The sequence below is a fragment of the Enterococcus sp. AZ067 genome (assembly GCF_051715005.1).
GTDB lineage: Bacteria > Bacillota > Bacilli > Lactobacillales > Enterococcaceae > Enterococcus_D > Enterococcus_D casseliflavus.
Genome location: NZ_JBIOSY010000001.1, coordinates 37868 through 56753, shown reverse-complemented (window position 1 = coordinate 56753; position 18886 = coordinate 37868). Strand labels below are relative to the sequence as shown.

15 protein-coding genes are annotated in these 18886 nt (G+C 43.0%); 9 read left to right on the top strand and 6 right to left on the bottom strand.

Annotated features, from left to right (window positions below; translation table 11 throughout):
* Positions 1-105 precede the first annotated feature (105 nt).
* Positions 106-1611: a response regulator transcription factor gene (locus IGI82_RS00260; RefSeq protein ID WP_438841673.1), complete on the top strand. Its 1506-nt coding sequence runs from the start codon at positions 106-108 to the stop codon at positions 1609-1611.
* Complete coding sequence (locus IGI82_RS00255) at positions 1605-3320, top strand: sensor histidine kinase (RefSeq protein ID WP_438841672.1); 1716 nt, start codon at positions 1605-1607, stop codon at positions 3318-3320. Before IGI82_RS00260 ends, IGI82_RS00255 begins: the two co-directional genes overlap by 7 nt.
* A gap of 63 nt (positions 3321-3383) precedes the next feature.
* On the opposite strand, the gene IGI82_RS00250 is transcribed toward IGI82_RS00255, so the two are convergent.
* Positions 3384-3998, bottom strand: coding sequence for a TetR/AcrR family transcriptional regulator (locus IGI82_RS00250; RefSeq protein WP_271809320.1), 615 nt, complete (start codon positions 3996-3998; stop codon positions 3384-3386).
* 319 nt (positions 3999-4317) lie between these two features.
* On the opposite strand from IGI82_RS00250, the gene IGI82_RS00245 reads away from it, so the two are divergent.
* Genes IGI82_RS00245 through IGI82_RS00235 form a run of 3 tightly spaced genes read left to right on the top strand, consistent with a single transcriptional unit; the run spans position 4318 to position 5382 of the window.
* On the top strand, positions 4318-4644 hold the full coding sequence (locus tag IGI82_RS00245) for a PadR family transcriptional regulator (protein ID WP_086338861.1): 327 nt from the start codon (positions 4318-4320) through the stop codon (positions 4642-4644).
* Positions 4631-5221, top strand: coding sequence for a DUF1700 domain-containing protein (locus IGI82_RS00240; RefSeq protein WP_081117611.1), 591 nt, complete (start codon positions 4631-4633; stop codon positions 5219-5221). Before IGI82_RS00245 ends, IGI82_RS00240 begins: the two co-directional genes overlap by 14 nt.
* Positions 5218-5382, top strand: a complete 165-nt coding sequence (locus IGI82_RS00235; protein WP_167822213.1) for a hypothetical protein — start codon at positions 5218-5220, stop codon at positions 5380-5382. Before IGI82_RS00240 ends, IGI82_RS00235 begins: the two co-directional genes overlap by 4 nt.
* A 294-nt stretch (positions 5383-5676) precedes the next feature.
* Here IGI82_RS00235 and IGI82_RS00230 read toward each other — a convergent pair whose 3' ends face one another.
* Positions 5677-6162, bottom strand: coding sequence for a hypothetical protein (locus IGI82_RS00230; RefSeq protein ID WP_005226468.1), 486 nt, complete (start codon positions 6160-6162; stop codon positions 5677-5679).
* 258 nt (positions 6163-6420) lie between these two features.
* On the opposite strand from IGI82_RS00230, the gene IGI82_RS00225 reads away from it, so the two are divergent.
* On the top strand, positions 6421-7794 hold the full coding sequence (locus IGI82_RS00225; protein ID WP_438841671.1) for an MFS transporter: 1374 nt from the start codon (positions 6421-6423) through the stop codon (positions 7792-7794).
* 121 nt (positions 7795-7915) lie between these two features.
* Here the strand turns inward: IGI82_RS00225 and treP are convergent, their stop codons facing one another.
* Positions 7916-9895 (bottom strand): PTS system trehalose-specific EIIBC component, encoded by a 1980-nt coding sequence (gene treP / locus IGI82_RS00220; RefSeq protein WP_115231493.1) that lies wholly within the window; start codon positions 9893-9895, stop codon positions 7916-7918.
* 336 nt (positions 9896-10231) lie between these two features.
* On the opposite strand from treP, the gene IGI82_RS00215 reads away from it, so the two are divergent.
* Genes IGI82_RS00215 through treR form a run of 3 tightly spaced genes read left to right on the top strand, consistent with a single transcriptional unit; the run spans position 10232 to position 14295 of the window.
* Positions 10232-12859, top strand: a complete 2628-nt coding sequence (locus IGI82_RS00215) for a glycoside hydrolase family 65 protein (RefSeq protein WP_438841670.1) — start codon at positions 10232-10234, stop codon at positions 12857-12859.
* Positions 12860-12873: 14 nt separating this feature from the next.
* Positions 12874-13524, top strand: a complete 651-nt coding sequence (gene pgmB / locus IGI82_RS00210) for a beta-phosphoglucomutase (protein WP_005232889.1) — start codon at positions 12874-12876, stop codon at positions 13522-13524.
* Positions 13525-13578: 54 nt separating this feature from the next.
* Positions 13579-14295: a trehalose operon repressor gene (gene treR / locus IGI82_RS00205; RefSeq protein WP_005226457.1), complete on the top strand. Its 717-nt coding sequence runs from the start codon at positions 13579-13581 to the stop codon at positions 14293-14295.
* Positions 14296-14593: 298 nt separating this feature from the next.
* On the opposite strand, the gene rny is transcribed toward treR, so the two are convergent.
* From rny to IGI82_RS00190, 3 genes are all read right to left on the bottom strand, one after another.
* On the bottom strand, positions 14594-16168 hold the full coding sequence (gene rny / locus IGI82_RS00200) for a ribonuclease Y (RefSeq protein WP_438841669.1): 1575 nt from the start codon (positions 16166-16168) through the stop codon (positions 14594-14596).
* 242 nt (positions 16169-16410) lie between these two features.
* Positions 16411-17454 (bottom strand): recombinase RecA, encoded by a 1044-nt coding sequence (recA, locus tag IGI82_RS00195; protein WP_008376737.1) that lies wholly within the window; start codon positions 17452-17454, stop codon positions 16411-16413.
* A gap of 102 nt (positions 17455-17556) precedes the next feature.
* Positions 17557-18795, bottom strand: coding sequence for a competence/damage-inducible protein A (locus tag IGI82_RS00190; protein WP_005232893.1), 1239 nt, complete (start codon positions 18793-18795; stop codon positions 17557-17559).
* Between the last annotated feature and the right edge of the window lie 91 nt (positions 18796-18886).

The following is an 18886-nucleotide window of genomic DNA, read 5'->3' as shown; positions in this document are numbered from 1 at the left end:
ATAAAACGTTTACAAATTCACTCTGTTGCTTTTTTTGTTTATCGCTTACTATAGAAAGAAGAAGCGACTGCGTAATTTTCTCTATACGAAAGGACGGCGAAAACCATGTACCGACTGCTGCTTGCTGATGACAGCTACGATCAAAGAGAAGTGATCAAATACTTCTTGAGTCAGCATGAAAAAGAATGGCTGATCGAAGAAGCCAAAAATGGCCGCGAAGCCTGGCAACTTTTTCAGAAACAGCCCTTTGACTTGATAATTACCGACGTAAAGATGCCCTTTATGGATGGACATGCCCTAGTAGCGAGAATCAAAGAAGCAGTTCCTGAAATTCCTGTGATGTTTATCAGCGGCTTTGAAGATTTTCATTATGTAAAAAAAGCCATACAGTTACAAGCGGTTGACTACCTCTTAAAACCAATCGACCCTGATGATTTTTATGAACAAATAAATAAAATCATTCTTTTTATTGATCAACAAAAGCAGCGCGCTTACACAAAAACAATCGCACAAACCCATTACTTGAAAGAGATTTTGAGTAAACTTTTTTATGGCTATCCTTGGCATTCACTGCCGAAGGAAGAGCAATCGATTGCACAAGATTTTTTTAAGACTCATCCCTCTTTTTTTCTCGTTACTTGGCCGCTGGATTCTTGGAATGCGCCGGATTTTGTCCCTTCGCTATCTGCTGCATTTCCTGAAATGTTCAGTTTGTTTTTAGCTCCAGCACAACTGCTCTTTTTTAACGAACCTTTGCCAAAAAGGGAAATCGAAGAGCGAAAAAACAACTTAACTACCTATTTTTCCAAACAGTTTCAGCAAAAAATAACACTTGTTGACAGCGGACCAGTTCCCCACCATTCAGGGGTGTATGGCACCTATCATGACTTACTGAGAACCAGTCAGCGGTCTTTTTATCAGCAAAACAAAGGGAAAATCTGCCAGCTGCTTCCGGGAGATCACTACATCGTCAAGAAAGCGCTTTTCGAAAAAACCGTTTCGTATGTGAATCAATACGAAAGTAAAAAAGCCCACGCGCTTGTGAAAACAGTTTTCGACTGCTTTGAAACAAATGGACGTGAGGAACCAACCAATGCCAAGTTTTATTTTGCGACCTTTTATCAAACAATCATCGATCAGTGCACGATCACTTTTGATGCGGAGTATGGCGCTAATCAGATTGGAAAAATACTGGAAGCGCCAAGTCTGCAACTAATTGCGGATATTTTTGATGCCCTCTTCCATTATATCCATGATGCCTTGCTTCAAATCAACGGGAGCCTGTCAAATGACTATGTGCGCCAAGTAAAATCCTATATATTCGCTCATTTTCACCAAGAGTTGAGCTTGGAGCGGTTAGCAAAGGAAGTCAATATCAATCCTAACTACCTAAGCGAATTATTCAGTACTTCTGAAGGCATGGGTATCACCAAATACATCAAGTCTTACCGTATCAAACAGGCTCAGAAGCGTTTAAAGAACTCGCACTGCAGCATTCGAACTATCTCCAAACAAGTTGGCTTTAATCATTATTCCTATTTTTGCAAAACGTTCCGAGAAATTGTCGGAATGACGCCGGATGCGTATAGAAAGAGAGGTCCCTCTTGTTAAGAAAAGTCCACGATTGTTTTAAAAATTTTCGTTTTCAAAAAAAGATCGCCCTTATTTCAATTCTTTCAAGCATTGTTCCTCTGATCGTTTTGACCTTTGTCGGGGTATCTATCATCCGAGCCTTTATCCAACAGCAGGAAAAAAGTGCTTACTCCGATAATCTCAAAAGTATCAGCTATCAGTTAGAAAGCAAGATCCACACCTATCGGGACAGCCTGCTCTTTTTAGCCAACAATACCGCCTTGACGCAAGAGCTTTCTAGTCAACGCTTCTCAAACTTTGATCAATACAATCTCTTTCAAAATACGATCGTGCCTTTGTTTCACAGTGTTCGTTTTCCGCAAACAGATATTAAAGGCATCACGCTATACACCACGATCGATCTTTATGATCATGGGCAATACGTCAAAAAAATCACGGCTGATACAGCACTGCCTTTTCTAAAAGAAAAACCTTCGACCGAGATTCGAACGTATTTTGACAAAGAACGGGAGGAACTTTCTTTTTATACCAACCTTTTTTTAAAAGGCCATACCGCAGATTCCTTAAACTACATCGTTTTAACCATCGATCGAGCAGCATTGTTCACGAATCTTGATGCAGTCACTGAGGAGCCTTATGATTTGACGATTCAGTCAGAGACCGGGCAGACGCTTTACCGCATTGATTATTTGACGAAGCAGCAACGTACTCAAAAACAGTGGCTGGTTGGAAACGCAGTTATTGAAGAGGCACCTGTACTGCTGGATAATCATTGGCAAATCGTTTTTGTTAAAACCGCACAGTCATTTTTCAGCAGTTTACTGTATCTAGTTGGTGCGGCACTCATTATCTTTGGTTTTGTATTAGTGATATTGGTTTTATCCAGCTGGTGGCTAGCAAAAACAGTGGTACAGCCGATCAATTCTTTGGCCCAGCAAATGGCTTCTTTATCAATGGATCAATTCAAAATCGAGCATAGTTATTCTTCAGAAGATGAAGTTGGACAGTTATACACCAATTTTCAAAAAATGCTAGATAAAATCGCTGAGCTGATCAATGAAGTATATGAAGCCGAACTGAAACAAAAAGAATACGAATTGCGGGTTCTGCAAGCCCAGATCAATCCGCATTTCTTTTATAATTCCTTAGCATTGATCAGCAATACTGCCACACTAAACGGCAATCACGAAATCCGTGAGATGGCTCAGCTGCTGTCTCGATTCTACCGTCTCAGCCTAAACCAAGGATCCAATCGGTTATCCGTCAGCAAAGAACTCGATCTGACGATCACCTATGCTAAAATTCAGCAAAAAATGCATCACCATTCCTTTGATTTAGTCCTCGAAATTGACTCAAATATCGATGAATATCCGATGATCAATCTACTCTTGCAGCCGTTTGTCGAAAATGCCGTCTTTCATGGGCTGGATCATATTGAAGATCACCGCAGAGGTGTATTGACGATCCGCTGCCTCAAAGAAGGACAATGGCTGCGGTTTGAGATTCAAGACAATGGTCCTGGGATTGATCCTGAACAGCTAAAACAACTGGAGCAACCTTCTGATCAACATTATGGTATCAACAATGTACGCCAGCGGCTAGCATTATACTATGGCACGCAAGCTTCCTTAGCGATTCAATCAGTAAAAGGTGAAAAAACCACAATTGTTCTACTCATACCGCAAGACTTGCCTCCTCAAAAAAAACCGTTAGTGAAGAATGTTTGATCACTAACGGTTTTTTGGTGTCGAAATATTCAGATATTTGTTTTAATGCTTGATTTCAAGTACCTATTCTTCTACAGCAAACGCACCAGCCTCTAACAATGCTTGCGGTCCCCGATCACGTGGCGCGCTTTTTGGTTCCTTTAACATTCGTTCCCAATACTCAATGGTATCTTTCATAAAATCATTCTTGCTGTCACTACACCCTTCACGAATAAACAGCAATACCAACCCACTAAAAAAGATCAAGGCTTCTTCATGATATTTTCTCAGATCGCTTTTATGCGCACCTTGAAAAACAGCTGATTCAGCAATTGCTTCTTGAAAATAAGCAAAAGAACGCTCTTTTATGTAAGGACCACAGCCAATATCATTTAAAAAAAGTGCGAAAAAGAGGTTGCGATTGCGGCTGGCAAATACGTAATAGTCCTGCCAAAAGCTGTATAAGGAATCGAGTGTCTCTTCTGACTCTTTTTTTGTTTCGTGAATGTCGCGAAACACATCATCAACCATCGCCTGTTTATAATTTTGCATGTTTGAAAAATTTAAATAGATCGGTTGGGTCGATGTTCGTGCATATTTAGCAATGTCGCGGACAGTGATTGGTCGATAAAGATATTCCACCAGATATTTTTTTAAGCAATTGATCAAATATTTTTTCGTAATCGTTGCTTTTCTCATAATACCCCTTCCTTTCTGGACGTCACCAATTCTTGCTGATGTTCGTCTCATTCACTTTGACTACTTGCAGCTTTTAGAAGCACAACCAACGCCCATTTTCTTACTGAAAGTAATCTTTATACTTCTACTTTAACAAAAAAGAGCACGTTAACCTACACTTTCCGCCGATTTTCTTAATTTTATTTTTTATTTTTGACCATTTTATTAAAGAAACTCTTGTTGTCTTATGGTACTCAGACTTAAGGCTGATTTTGACTGGTGCTGCTTGTGGAATGATACTATGTAATGTATAGTATGAGTATGAACAGGAGGAGAGCCTTTGGATGCCCAATTAAAAAAAGGATTATTGGAAATTTGTGTTTTGGCTTATTTGCAGCATGGTGACTCTTATGGCTATGAATTAGTCAAAAACATATCTCCTTTACTGCCAATCTCAGAATCAACGCTTTATCCTATCTTGAAGCGCTTAGAAGCCAGCCGAGCGGTTGAGACTTATAATAAAAGCCATCAAGGACGGACCCGAAAATATTACCGCTTGTCCAAAATCGGAAAACAGCGGATCGACGATTTTTTAACCAACGACTGGCCCCAATTGACATTGATCCAGCGATTTATTAAAGGAGGAACATTAGATGAACAGAGTTGATTTTATCAAGGCATTGGCTGCGGAATTATCTGAAAAAGTCAGACCAAGCGAGATTCATCAGCTGATCAACTATTATGACGAGATGATCGAAGATTTGATGGAAGAAGGATACACCGAAGAAGAAGCCGTGGCACGCCTTGGCTCCCCAAAAGAACTGATCCAAGCAGTTACCGAAACGGAAGAGGTCGTAGTAGAGATTCCCCGCCGCTTTCATCCCTTCTTGCTCTTGATTTTAGTACTGGGCTTCCCATTGTGGGGCAGCCTCTTGTTAAGTGCCGCTTTGCTGATCCTAAGCTTTTTAATAATCATCTGGTGTGTGCCTTTCACCACTGGCATGATTGGTGTCACTACGTTTATCGGCGGGATCGCCAGCGTTGTCTTGAGTCCCATGCTGATGGCGGATGGTTTCTATCTCTTTTTAAGTCAGTTAGGCGTGGGGATTTTCTTATTTGGTTTAGGGCTGCTTTGCCTGATCGCCACTTATAGTATGAGCCGACCTTTTTCACGTCTTACCCACTCCCTTGTCGTTTGGCCGAAATCATTTGTTCAAAACTATCGAAAGAAGGCAGTCCTATGATCAAAATCAATAAGCGCTTTTTCGTTTTTCTCAGTCTGTTGTTTATTATTATCGGACTGGTCATCACCTTTATCGGTTTTTCAATGTCAGGCTACTCACCTGATGCCTACCATATTGAGCATCGTCGCTGGTATCAACTCGTTGGTTTCTATACGGAATAACAGACGGAAAATAATTATAAGTTGATTTTTTTCGTCATAAAAACTAGCAATTTGCATTAATTTCATGTATCGGTGAAAAAATTGAACTTCTCTTTTTGACGGAACCATATTACTATATAGGTACATCCTGTATCCTATTTCATAGGGTAACCAGAAAAACCCATACCATCCTATGGGTTTTTTTTGCTGTCTATAAAAGCAAAAAAACGTGCCGCAAGTCCAGGTATCGCCAAGCCAGCTGTTTTAGCTAACCTTGGCAGAACCTGTCTGCAGTACGTTTTTTCTAATGATCGATTATTCCCCTAGTACTGGCTGTTCTTGCACAGTGCCAATAGGAAACAAGGCGCGAAACACCCGGCGAACGATTGGACCTGCAATGAACAATTGCAACGGCAATGCGACGATCACATTTTTCCCAATGTTGCTTAGCCAATTGACGAACACCGAGTGATCAGGGTTTGGGTGCATCAACGCACCAAAGAGTGACATACAGATCACCATGCCGGCGATCATCAATGAAGAAATCAAACCGATTTTTTTCCAAGTAGCTGATTGATGGTCCAAAAATCGAAACGCCAAACCTTTTGCCGGACCAGAAACAATGAACCAATCCAAAATAAAGGCGACACAAAGGGCTAATGGCAATTCATTCCACGCCAATTGGAATGCCAATGCCGAAACACCGACTTGAAACATGAGGTTATAAACACTCATAAAATACACCATGAAAATACACATAAGTGTCGTATAGATCAAACTTTCTTTTTTATTGATGGGCATGTAACAACTTCCTTTCTCTTTTTCGTACTCGACTATTCTAGCAGAAGAAAATTTTTCGTGTAAGTAAAAGTTTGAAAACTTTCAAAAAAGTTTTTTGCTATTTTTTTATCCACTTCTCTTGACACTTTCTTATGAAGTCAGTAGAATAGCGATAGATTAAATCGTACAGATAACAAGCGGGTTCGCTTGTCGAGAGAGAGGCGGTTTCTATGAGAATAGAAACGGTCTCTTTTTTTGCGAATTTTTAGAGGTGAGAATATGGAAAACAACAAAAAACTCGTGGGGGCGATCCTCGCAACCGGATTGATGTCATTTGCAGGTGTGCTGATTGAAACAGCCATGAATGTAACGTTTCCGACATTGATCGATCATTTTACGCTTTCAACATCCGATGTTCAATGGGTGACGACCATCTACTTACTGGTCATCTCCATCATTGTCCCAATATCGACCTACCTTTTGAAACGCTTCTCATTGAGAACCTTGTTTCTAGCTGCCAACGCCTTTTTCCTTGTTGGCTTGGTGATCGACTTTTTATCGCCGACGTTTGCCATTTTGCTGATTGGCCGCTTTTTCCAAGGTGCCAGCACAGGGATCGCACTGCCTTTGATGTTCCACATCATTTTGACTTACTCCCCCTTTGAAAAACGGGGAGCGGCAATCGGCTTAGGGAATTTGACCACTTCCATCGCTCCAGCGATCGGACCGACATATGGGGGCTTATTGACCGCCCATTGGTCTTGGAATGCGATCTTTCTTTTCTTGATCCCAGTCTTGCTGATCTCCCTAGTACTCGGCCTTTACTCGATCCCTAAAACGGCTGGGGCAAAAGACACTTCCCTGGATTTACTGAGTGTATTAGGAATCGTCTTGATGTTCAGCGGCTTCTTATTGTTCTTGAATCAAGTAGGCACCTTAGCGAGTCTACTGCCGCTGCTTTTCGGTTTTATTGGTGCTGGCTTGTTTTATCAACGCTCAAAAGGCCCGAACCCTTTGATTCGTTTGGCTGTTTTGAAAAACCGTAGCTTCAGTTTGTTTCTGTTTGGCTTTCTTGTTTGTCAGTTCCTTTTACTGGGCATTTCCTTTGTCTTGCCGAACTTTGTCCAACTCGTCTTGGGAAAAGATGCCTTTACTGCAGGATTAGTTATGCTTCCTGGGGCGGCGATCGGGGCGATCCTTGCGCCGATCTCTGGTCGGTTGCTGGATAAAGTTGGACCGAAAAAACCGATCCTGTCTGGTTTGACGTTGATTGCCATCGGTTGGCTTGCCTTAGCCCTCGTTTTGCGTTCGCCTTTCATTTGGAGCCTAGTTGCTGGACATGTCTTTTACATGATCGGGATCGGCTTAGCCTACAGCAATATGATGACCACCGGCTTAAACAAGCTGACTCCTGCGTTGTACGCGGACGGTAATGCGATCTTTAATACGCTGCAGCAATTTTCTGGTGCAGTGGGTACGGCTGTGGTGGCGACCATTATCAATTTGGCACAAAATGCGGCGACCGATTACACCCAAGGGACGGTCATCGGCTCTCAAATCGCCTTATTCTTTTTGTGGGCCTTAGTCTTACTGACTTTCCTATTAACGATCAACTACTTCCGCAAAAGTACCGACAAAAAAGCCGTCAGCTAACTGCGGCTTTACCCATTGAAAACCAAGAAAAAAGCCGCTCTCCCTTGAGGGCGGCCATAAAAAAATCCGCTTCCGATCCCCCTTCTTAGTCAAAGGGCGCTCTCGGAAACGGATTATTTTTTTAGTTTAATTCAGCGGAACCAACCGCTGTTTTGGCTGTCACTGTGCCTGTGGTCGTCAATGAAAGCTGACGCACTTTTTCGGCATTCGTGATGACTGTTAAAACATCTGTCTGTTTGCCAGCTGCGGTCACTGCATCTAGATCCATCACTGCAATCTTCGTTTCTGGTGTGACCGTGTCACCTTCAGAAACAAGGACCTCAAATGGCGCACCTTTTAATTCCACAGTATCTAAGCCCATATGAACAAGAACTTCCGCGCCACCAGGCGTTAAAATCCCAATTGCATGCTTTGTTTCAAAAATGCTAGAGATCGTACCTGCAACAGGAGCATAAATCGTTCCATTCGTTGGCTGAACAGCAAAGCCGTCACCCATCATTTTTTGAGAAAAGACAGGATCAGAAACTTCAGTGATGGCAACTACTTTCCCATCAGCTGGAGCATAAAGGGTTTCTTCTGAAACTTGTGCTGCTTCTGGGGCTGCAGTTGTCGGTGCAGCCGTCGTTGGTGCAACAACCGCTGCTGCAGCTGTATCAGCAGCCAATTGCGGTTCTAATTTATTTAAGAAGGTAACTTTTCTAAAGATGATGGTGCAAACAAACGTGATGGCAATCGTCACCGCCATTGAGATGAAGACCATTGGATAGTTTTCAATTTTAAATGATAAGAAGCCAGGCAGTCCCCCTACACCAATACCTAATGCACGGGTATTCGTTGCAGTGATCAGCATTCCACCAAAGGCAGAACCTACCATTGCTGCGACAAATGGGTAAACATATTTCAAATTGATCCCGAACATCGCTGGTTCAGTAACCCCCATGTAAGCAGAAATCGTTGCTGGAACAGAGACTTGTTCTTCTTTTTTATTGCCACGGTGAAGGAACCAAATCGCCAATACTGCCGTACCTTGCGCAATATTTGACAGCATGATCATTGGCCAAAGGTTGGTTGTCCCAAAATCCGCTACTAATTGAGAGTCGATCGCTAGCGTTGTATGATGCAATCCGGTAATAACCAAAGGCGCATACAAGCCACCGAAAATGAAACCAAATAACCAGTTTAATGGTGAGGTCAAGCCAGCATTTACGACCCAAGAAATGCCTGATCCGATTTGCCAACCGATTGGACCTAACACCATGTGGGCTGCTAAAATAGTTGGCAGCAATGAGAACAATGGAACGAAGATCATTGAAACCGCTTCTGGAATCCATTTCCGGAAGAATCTTTCAAGATAAACCAATAAGAAACCTGCCAGCATTGCTGGGATCACTTGTGCTTGATACCCAATTTTATCAATAGTGAAGAACCCGAAGTCCCACGTATAATTTTGAGCAATTTCTGCAGCAGAAGTTGAACTTACTGAATAAGCATTTAATAATTGCGGTGAAACCAATGTAATTCCTAAAACAATCCCTAATATTTGCGTGGTTCCCATCTTACGTGTAATACTCCAAGTAATCCCTACTGGTAGAAAGTGAAAGATGGCTTCACAGGGCAGCCATAAAAAGCCGTTGACACCGTTCCAAAAAGTAGAAGCTTGTGTAATGGTTTGTCCACCTAGAGCTTCTAGCGGTACACCTTCTAAGAAATTTCTCAGCCCTAGCATCAAACCACCGACAATAATCGCTGGTAATAACGGGGTAAAGATCTCAGCTAACGTAGCGATCGCTCGTTGCACGATATTTTGATTGTTTTTTGCAATCGCTTTACTTTGTTCTTTAGAAACACCTTCTATTCCTGATACATCGGTAAAATCATTGTAAAACGTTGAGACATCATTGCCGATAATGACTTGGAATTGTCCCGCATTCGTAAACATCCCTTTGACACTTGGAATTTCTTCAATTGCCTTTTCGTTTGCTTTTGTCTGATCGTTCAAAACAAAACGCATCCGTGTCGCGCAATGTGTTACTGCGGCGATATTTTCTTTGCCGCCAACATATTCCAGCAGCTTCTCAGCATCATCACGATACTTTCCCATAATTAATAAACCCCTTTCATATCCACTTGTATATATATGTTTTAATTACGCACTAATCATAACTTGATAGTTTTGATATTGCAAGCGTTTCAAACCAATTTTTTTCACTTTTTCTACAAACAATACAAGTGAATAGAAAAGGTACCGTATTAAAACCTTAATAAATAAACGTTTTTGAAAATATTTGATTAATATAAAATAATATTGCCAATGACTTTATTTACTGTTTATTTAACAAAAAAGAATAAAAAAACAGGTGAGATAAATTGAAATAGCTTACAAATTACGTTATAATCATCTTGCATGTATAGACAAGTTTAAAGGAGGACAACTATTGTGAATACGATTATATTGTCTAAGGAAGAATGGCTGTTAACGGATCAAACCGGTACGACCTATCCGTTTTCTGGGACAGACAGTGAACGAGTTGCCGCACTGACCGCGCAGCTGCAGAAAATGGAAGGTGGCGGGATCGTCTCTGAATCGCTGGTGTTTACGAATGAAGAAGGGACTTTTTCACTGGACCAATGGTTGACAGAAAAATTGAATCGTCCCTTTGTTTGCACCACGAAAGAACAGTATGAAGAAAAAAGTGCTGAAATTCCTTGGAACCTCGAATACTATGGCTACACCCCTGGTAAAGATGAATACTCGGTGGAGTCACTTTTAACCGTCGGCAACGGCTATCTAGGGCTGCGAGGCACGACGCCTGAGATGACCATTTGTGAAGCGAACTATCCAGGGCTGTATTTAGCAAGTCTTTACAATACGGTGGAATCTGATGTTTCTGGTCATACCATCAGCAATGAAGACTTCGTCAATGCACCGAATCTGCAAAAAATGTACGTAAAGATCGATGATGAAGTGATCGATATCGCCAACAATCAGCTCCTTTCCTTTAAACGGACATTGGATCTGAAGACCGGCTTGTTCCAATCAGTGGCAGAAATTGAAACCAAAAAACAAAAGCGTCTGCGAATCGAAACGAAGAAGATCGCCAATATGCAAGACGTTCACCAATACAGCTTGGTCTATCAGTTTACCCCGCTGAACTTTTCTGGCACCGTTACCTTCGTCAGTGAAGCCGACGGATCGGTCTATAACTATAACGTCGCTCGTTACCGTAGTTTAACCAACCAGCATTTGACCGTGAAAGAGGCAGCAGCTGAACAAAACAAAGCGCATTTAGTGGTCACCACTAACCAATCACAGATTACCGTTGTCCAATCCTCTGAACTGTTTTCACAGGACCTGCCATTGGCTGAGCTGCAAGCTGAAACAAATGACCAGCTCGTCCGTCAGCAAGTAACCCTTGAGGTGACGGAAGGACAAACTTATCGGGTCGAAAAATCAGTCACTGTTGCCGCTTATCGCCAAGAAGATCCGCAACCGGCATTTACGTTTTCTTCCTTAGCATTACCTGATTTTGCGACGATGTATACCGCCTCAAAACAAGCCTGGGCTGAATTATGGGCAAAAGCGGCCATCGAAGTCACTGGTGACTTGATGTCGCAAAAAATGCTGAATCTGCATACGTATCATCTGCTGGTCTCCGCAGCACCGAATGCTTATCAGGAGTCCTTAGATGCCAGTATCACTGCCCGTGGCCTACATGGTGAAGCCTATCGCGGTCATATTTTCTGGGATGAACTGTTTATCTTACCGTTTTACATTCTACATTTTCCTGACACCGCCAAAGAAATTCTGCTGTATCGCTACCGCCGCTTAGCTGCTGCCAAAAAAGATGCCCAAAAAGCTGGCTACCAAGGCGCCATGTTCCCATGGCAATCAGGATTGGATGGCAGTGAGCAATCCCAAGAACTGCATTTGAACCCTATCAGCGGCGAATGGAAAGAAGATCACAGTCGCTTGCAACGCCATGTCTCCTTAGCGATCGCTTATAACATTTGGCAATACTGGCACAACACGCAAGATCGAGTCTTCATGGAACAATATGGGTTAGAATTGATGTTAGAAGTCGCTCATTTCTGGCAAAGTGCTGCCACCTGGGATGATGCTGCTCAACGTTACTTTATCGATAAAGTCATGGGACCAGATGAATTTCATGAAAGCTACCCAAATAGTGAACAAGGCGGCTTGAAAAACAACGCCTATACCAATATGATGGTAGTATGGTTGTTTGAAGAGATCGAGAACCTTCAACAACAACTTTCAGCAGAGAGCTTCCAAGCGGTATTAGAGAAAACGGCTTTAACCCCTGCAGATATTGCTGCTATGGCAGATATTCGTACCAAGCTGGGCTTAGAGATCGATCCAGAAGGCATCATTGCACAATTTGAAGGGTACTTCCAGCTGGAAGATCTGGATTGGGCTCACTACAAAGAGAAATATGGCAACATCTATCGGATGGACCGCATCTTGAACGCTGAAGGCAAGAGTGCTGACAGCTACAAAGTCGCGAAACAAGCGGATAGTTTGATGATTTTCTACAATTTCTCAAAAGAGCAAGTCAATCAGATTTTGGCAGATCTTTCTTACCAGCTGCCAACAGACTATATTGAAAAAAATCTCCATTATTACTTGGCTCGTACCTCCCACGGCTCGACTTTGTCACGCATCGTTCATGCCCAGTTGGCGGCAATGGTAGATGATCAGGAGTTGGCTTGGTCATTATACCAAGAAGCCCTCTCTTCTGATTACCGTGATATCCAAGGCGGGACTACAGCAGAAGGCATTCACGCCGGTGTCATGGCTGCTACGTTGTTTATTCCATTAACCACTTTTGCTGGAATCGATATTCGAGAAGAGCAGCTGCAGATCACGCCAAACTTGCCGAAAGCTTGGGACAGCTTAGCCTTTCAGCTAGAAGTTCGCGGCACCCGCTTTGCAATGAATGTTACACATGAAACATTGACGATTACCGCTGATCAGCCAGTCACGATCTTAGTGAATGGGCAACAAGTTTCTCTAGAAGCAAAGAAAGAAGCAACGATTACTTACTAAAAGGAGTGTTACACATGAAAAAAGGATTTGTTTTTGATTTAGACGGCGTTATCACGGATACGGCCAAATACCACTACATTGCATGGAAAGAATTAGCTGCGGAGATCGGGATCGAGATCGATTTGAAGTTCAACGAGCAGTTAAAAGGCATCAGCCGCATGGACTCTTTAGAGCGAATCTTAACCCTAGGCAACAAAAATGATGCCTACACAGAAGTCGAAAAAGAAGCGTTAGCGACGAAGAAAAATACCCACTATGTACAATTGTTACAAAGCTTGACTCCTGATGATCTATTGCCAGGGGTGAAGACATTCCTTGATGAAGCCAAAGCAAAAAACATTCCTTGTGCGATCGCTTCGGCATCCAAAAATGCACCGTTTATTTTGGACAAACTTGGGGTCATGCAAGACTTTGATACGATCGTTGACCCAGCAACCTTGAAAAAAGGCAAACCAGATCCAGAAATCTTTATCCAAGCAGCGCTGGCACTAGGCATTGAACCGGCAGAAGCAGTTGGCTTTGAAGATGCTCAAGCAGGGATCGACGGCATCAAAGCTGCTGGTATGTATGCGGTAGGTGTTTATTCAGGAGAAGAATTACACGGTGCAGATGTGATCGTTGAAAAATTAACGGACCTAAACATTGACGAACTTTTGGCGAAATAGTCGATTGCATTTCCAAATTGGCCTCGCTATAATAGCCAAAGAGGGGGCAATCCGATGAACAAGTTCAAAGAAATATTTTTAGATTTAGAACAAAAAATTCTAGCAAACGAATACCCTCCGCATTCTTTGCTGCCTAGCGAAAACCAATTGATCAAAACTTATGGTGTCTCCCGCGAGACTGTCCGTAAGGCATTGAATTTATTGCGGGATGCTGGTTATATCCAAAAGAAACAAGGGAAAGGTTCGATCGTTTTAGACTTGAATCGCTTTGATTTCCCGATTTCTGGCTTGACGAGTTTTCGAGAGCTGCAAGATACCCAACGCATTCCTAGTGAAACTAAGGTTGTCGAGATCCGTAAGATCGCCGTTTCCCCAAAGCTGCACGAGACCACTGGTTGGCCTGTCGCCTCTGAGGCATGGAAACTGATCCGTCAGCGGAGAATCGATGGAGAAGTGGTGATTTTGGATAAAGATTACCTTGATGCTTCTATCATCGAAGAGTTGCCAGAAAACCGAGCGAAAGTATCGATCTTTGATTACTTTGAAAATGATCTTGGCCTTGAGATCGCTTATGCACAAAAAGAAATCACTGTTGACCCCGTCAACAAAGAATTGCGGGATCTAATGGATCTGCGTCCTGAAGATCAGCATGTCGTTACGGTTCGCAGCCTGGTGTATCTAGAAGACACGCGCTGTTTTGAATACACCGAATCGATCCACCGACTGGATAAATTCCGCTTTGTGGACTTTGCCCGCCGACGCAAGATTTGATGGACGTATAGACGTGAAACACATGAATCAGACCTGGACTTCCCCGAGAAGTCTGGGTCTGTTTTGTTTTTCAATAGCCCCCCAATCGATAATACTGGATCGATCCTCCCATTTTTCGCCTCTGTCGCTATCGAGCCATCCTTTTGCTTGTTCGTTGTTCTGTTGCCGACGAATAAAAAAGGCACGATCATTTATGGGACTGATGAAATAGAGTCGATTTTGCACAACTCAGCCGTCCTTATTGACAATCAGCTACACAAAAAAGCAGTACCCTCTGAGAGGATACTGCTTTTGCTTGCTATTTGGCGTAATCCGTTGCGCGGGTCTCGCGAATAACGGTTACTTTGATATGACCTGGGTAATCCAAATCGTCTTCGATCTTCTTGCGGATGTCGCGAACCAATCGTACAGCATCCAAATCAGAAATCTCTTCTGGTTTGACCATTACACGGACTTCACGTCCGGCTTGGACTGCAAAACTGGAATCGACCCCTTTGAAGCCGTTGGCGATATTTTCTAGGTTTTGCAAGCGGCGAATATAATTTTCCAATGATTCGCTGCGGGCACCTGGACGGGCTGCTGACAAGGCATCTGCGGCTGCAACTAAAACAGAGATAACCGATGTTGCTTCAACATCTCCATGGTGAGAAGCGATCGCATTGATCACCACACCATTTTCTTTGTATTTGGCAGCTAATTCAGCCCCGATCTCAACGTGAGAGCCTTCGATTTCATGGTCAAGGGCTTTCCCAATATCATGCAAGAGTCCGGCACGTTTGGCTAACTGGATATCTTCACCTAATTCTGCGGCAAGAACACCGGTTAGTTTTGCGACTTCGATCGAGTGGTTCAAGACGTTTTGTCCGTAGCTGGTACGGAAACGCAAACGACCTAAAATCTTGATCAAGTCTGGATGAAGGGTGTGAGCACCGACTTCAAAGGCTGCTTGTTCCCCATATTCACGAATATGCTCATCCATTTCTTTCCGAGATTTTTCGACCATTTCTTCAATTCGAGCTGGATGGATCCGGCCGTCTTGAATCAGTTTTTCAAGGGTCATACGAGCAATTTCACGGCGAATCGGATCAAATCCTGATAAGACGACTGCTTCTGGCGTGTCATCGATGATCAAATCGATCCCTGTCAATGTTTCAAGGGTCCGAATGTTCCGACCTTCTCTTCCGATGATTCGACCTTTCATCTCATCATTTGGTAATGATACGACCGATACCGTGGTTTCAGACACTTGGTCTGCGGCACAACGTTGGATTGCTAGGGACAAGAGATTTTTTGCTTTTCGATCTGCTTCTTCCTTCGCACGCTGTTCAGATTCTTTGACCATGATCGTTAATTCATGGTTCAATTCCTCTTCCGTTGATTTCATGATCAACTCTTTTGCTTCATCTCTAGACAGCGCGGCGATGCGCTCTAATTCTTTCTGTTGTCCATCGATTAAGTTTTCTACTTCTTTTTCTCGCTCGTCAATTAATTGTTGTTTCTCACTAAGTCTGCCTTCTTTATCTTCAAGTGAGCGTTCTCGTTTTTCCAAAGAATCGTCCTTACGATCAAGTACTTGTTCTCTTTGGAGTAAACGATTTTCTTGTGATTTTAAATCAAGTTTGCTTTCTTTCAACTCACTTTCAATCTCTGACCGATACTTCTGATTTTCTTCCTTAGCTTCTAACAATGCTTCTTTTTTAAGAGTTTCTGCTTCTTTCTTAGCGCTTTCGATAATTCCAGCTGCAGAATTTTGGGCGCCGTTGATTTCTTTCTTATGACGAGATTTCGTCACATAAACTCCTAATCCAAGACCGACAATTAAACCGATGATAGCGAGGAGAATGTAAAGTAGTTCCAATGAATCCACCTCCATACTATCTTTTTAAATATTTTGTAATTTTGATTAACAAAGGATAACAAAATTATCAATTCGCTACTTCTTATGTGGAAATCCACATACGTTTATTCTAATGTTTGAACACAAGAGTGTCAACTTTAAATAATAAAGTAAACTTTCGCAACCCTTCCTTTTTACGGATGTTTTTTCAACAATAGATGAATCTAGCAAAAAGCCACAAAAAAGCCAAACAACCTCGTTGTTTGGCTTTTCAAGACTTATTCGTCTAATGGTAATTCTTCTTGCGCTTCCTCGAGGGTTACGGTCTCTCCTGTTCCAATCCCGTAAGCATCGCGGACGCGAGCAGAAACTTCTAGCATCATTTCTTGGTGTTCACGCATATAGTTTTTGGCGTTTTCACGACCTTGACCGATGCGATCCCCTTTATAGGCATACCACGCACCGCTTTTATCAACGATGTCTTGTTCCACGGCCATATCCAATAATTCACCTTCTTGTGAAATACCTAGACCATACATCATGTCGACTTCCGCTACTTTAAATGGTGGCGCTACTTTGTTTTTGACTACTTTGATCTTCGTGCGGTTCCCGATGATATCTGTACCGGATTTCAATTGCTCAGCACGACGTACTTCCAAACGGATGGTTGAATAGAATTTCAACGCACGTCCACCAGGTGTCGTTTCTGGATTCCCAAACATGATCCCAACTTTTTCGCGAATTTGGTTGATAAAGATCGCGATCGTTTTCGTTTTGTTGATGGAACCAGAAAGTTTCCGTAATGCTTGTGACATCAAACGAGCTTGCAAACCAACGTGGGTATCACCCATTTCACCATCGATCTCCGCTCGTGGGACTAAAGCTGCTACCGAGTCAATAACTACGATATCAACCGCACCACTTGAAACTAAGGCGTCAGCGATCTCTAATCCTTGTTCCCCTGTATCTGGTTGTGATAACAAAAGATCATCGATATTTACACCTAATTTTTGCGCATACTGAGGATCTAACGCATGTTCGGCATCGATAAATGCTGCTGTTCCGCCATTTTTTTGGACTTCCGCAATGGCATGTAAAGCAACTGTCGTTTTACCAGAACTTTCTGGGCCGTAAACTTCTACGATCCGTCCTCGTGGGTAACCACCTACACCTAATGCAACATCCAAGGCCAATGAACCACTTGGGATCGTTGAAATTTGTTGATCAACTTTTTCGCCAAGCTTCATGATGGCACCTTTACCATAGTTCTTTTCAATCTTCTTTAGTGCAGCATCTAAGGCTGCTTTACGATCATCTGCCAAACGGATAATCCTCCTTATATTCATCACTTTCGTGTGTCGTTCATAAGATAATAATAGTCCTTCTGAAGGGAAATTGCAAGAAAAAACGAACAAACATTCGCATTAATTTAATAATTCCTTACGTATTTGATTTAAGCCTGCCATGACAGCACTATGCCGAATATAGGCGCGGTCGCGGTTGAAGTGATACAGCTGGCTTGAGACGCCTTTGTCAGAAGCTAAAGCGATCCAAACAGTGCCTTTGGGCTGGCCTTCTAGTTCGTCTGGACCAGCAACACCGGTGAAGGCCACCGCATAATCGGTCTCTGCTTGTTTGCGGGCATAGACGGCCATTGCTTCCGCACACTCCTGACTAACAGTCCCATAGCTTTCTAAAAGCGCTGAATCGATGCCTAAGAGCTTGCTTTTTGTTCCAGCAGAATATGTCACGAACCCACCGGGAAACACCTCAGAGACGCCAGGAATCCCTCCTAGGGTCGCTTGAAACAAACCAGCGGTCAAACTTTCCGCTGCGGTGACGGTTTTCTTTTTCTCGATTAGTAGATCGACGACTGTTTCTGCCAGCGAATTTTGTTCCCCATATCCATAGAAATACGCACCGACCCGTGCTTGGACGGTTTCTTCTAATGCATCCAATTGTTTGATTCCTTGCGCCTCATCTGCGGTTTTGACCGTCAGACGCAATGTGACCTCATTGGGTTTGGCATAAGGGGCGATGGTGGGATTGACTTGGTTCTCGATCAAATCGGCCAATTCTGTGACCAACGCCGATTCCCCGATCCCGTAATAGCGCAAAACGCGAGAAAGCAAGACTTCTTCTTGGGGAAACTGCTCTAACAGAAGTGGTTTTGCGTGGGTAAGAAACATCGCCTGCAGTTCACTTGGCGGTCCTGGCAGCAGCAAATAACTGGTAGCGGCTGTCTGATAAAAGATCCCGATCGCTAGTCCATTGGGATTTGGCAAAGACACACCGTCCTTAAAAACGAGGGTCTGCCGCAAATTGTTTTCCGTCATCCTCCGTTGACTGTTTTCAAAGAAGGCTTTCAATTGGTGATAACCTGGTTCATCTCTGACTAACTCTTGTCCCACATGACGGGCAGTGACTTGTTTCGTCAAGTCATCGTCGGTGGGCCCTAGGCCGCCGCACAATACGATCAAGTCGCTGCGTTTGTCGGCGATCGTCAGCAATTCCTCTAAGCGATTGGGGTTGTCCCCGACAACACTATGATAAAAAACATCGATCCCAAGACTCGCCAGTTCTTCTGACAAGAAGGTCGCGTTCGTATTCACCACCTGTCCTAAAAGTAATTCGGTCCCGACTGCAATAATTTCTGCTTTCATTCGTTTACTCCTTCATTTATCAGATACGTAAAAGTCTTTCATATTGACAAAAAAAGTCCAGAAAACTTCTGAACTTTCGTGACTTGTATCC